At 32.6% G+C, this 1711-nt stretch carries 2 protein-coding genes; both read left to right on the top strand.

The window, feature by feature from the left end; translation table 11 throughout:
• Window positions 1-84: 84 nt before the first annotated feature.
• Window positions 85-678 (top strand): IS607 family transposase, encoded by a 594-nt coding sequence (locus MICAI_RS16645; RefSeq protein WP_008204769.1) that lies wholly within the window; start codon window positions 85-87, stop codon window positions 676-678.
• Window positions 650-1711 (top strand): RNA-guided endonuclease InsQ/TnpB family protein (locus MICAI_RS16650; RefSeq protein WP_039900419.1); only part of this gene is annotated, 1062 nt, incomplete at its 3' end. The genes MICAI_RS16645 and MICAI_RS16650, both read left to right, overlap by 29 nt.

The following is a 1711-nucleotide window of genomic DNA, read 5'->3' on the forward strand; positions in this document are numbered from 1 at the left end:
GTATTGTAAAGTTTTGTAAAAATATATGCAAATGACTGCAAACAACTGCTAATATGGTTAGTGCAAGTTTACATTGCAGTTCACATGAAACTATCAGATTATGCTAAGAAAAAAGGGATCAGTTATGACACTGCTTGGAGAATGTGGAATCGAGGGCAGTTACAAGGAGAACGTCTTCCTACAGGAACAATTATTATTTTTGAAGATGACCGTTCTTGCGGTGAAAATAAAGTAGCTATTTATGCGCGAGTTTCTAGTTCAGAAAATCAATCTAACTTAGAGACTCAGGCAAAAAGATTGGAAGCTTATTGTATTGCGAAAGGCTATCAAATTGTTCGAGTAGTTAAAGAAGTAGGAAGTGGAGTCAATGATCATCGAAAGCTATTATTAAAACTTCTAGAACAAACTGATTATAATTTGATTGTCGTAGAACATAAAGATCGTTTAAGCAGAGTAGGGTTTAATTATCTGAAAGTTCTTTTAACTCAAACAAATAGAGATCTAGAGGTCGTTAATCTAGCAGAAGAAAGAAAAGACGATTTAATGGAAGACTTCGTGAGCATAATTACCTCATTTTGCGCTCGATTATACTCATTAAGACGACGAAATAGAAAGACAGAATGTTTAATTAAATGCCTTGAGGAGAATGATGAAATTAGTTCAAAAACATCTAATTAAATTTAATCACAAAAATTATTCAGTAATTGATAAATTAGGATTTTTATCGAAGAATCTGTATAATTGTGCTGTTTATTTAAACCGTCAAGTTTTCTTTTCACATCAACCATTTTTAACAATGACTGAGTTACATCATGCCTTAAAAATGAGTCCAGATTATCAAGCCTTACCCGCCAAAGTAAGTCAGTTAGTATTAAAGCAAGTAGAAAAAACCTTTAAATCCTACCAAAAAGCGAAAGAACAATACAAAAAATCGCCAGATAAATTTACAGGAGAGCCTAAGTTGCCAAGATACAAAGACAAGGAAAAAGGTAGAAACGTTTTAACTTATAACTATCAAGCCATTTCTAAAAAAGCGTTGAAGCAAGGTTTAATCAAGCTATCAGGGACTAATTTAGAATTTAAAACTAATTTAAAGGAAGTTTTAGAGGTCAGGATTATTCCTAAATTGGGTGCTTATTGTTTAGAGATTGTCTATGAACAACCATCCTCATCAAGTCAAGAGGGAGAAAGATATGCTTTTATCGATTTAGGCTTAAATAACCTAGCTGCTGTTACCTCTAATATTCCCGAATTTCAGCCAACTTTAGTATGTGGAAAAGCCTTAAAATCCTGCAATCAAAAGTACAACAAGACACTAGCTAAACTCAAATCGGAATTACCCAGTCTACAGAAGACCAGTAAAAGAATACAAGGTTTAACTTTAAAGCGTAATTGCCAGGTGGATTATTACCTCCACACCGCTAGTAAATATATTATTGATAAATTACTAGCTCATCAAATTAACCTTTTAGTTATTGGTCATAATCAAGGCTGGAAACAAAACATTAATATTGGAGATAGAAATAACCAGTCATTCGTAAATATTCCTCATTCAAGGTTGATCGAACAACTTACCTATAAAGCAAATTTAGTAGGAATAGAGGTCAAAACAACTAATGAAAGCTATACCTCTAAATGTAGTTTCTTAGACTTAGAGTCTATTCAAAAGCAAAAAAGCTATTTAGGCAAGAGAATTAAAAGAGGACTATTC

Origin of the sequence: Microcystis sp. T1-4 (genome assembly GCF_000297435.1) — a bacterium.
Lineage (GTDB): Bacteria > Cyanobacteriota > Cyanobacteriia > Cyanobacteriales > Microcystaceae > Microcystis.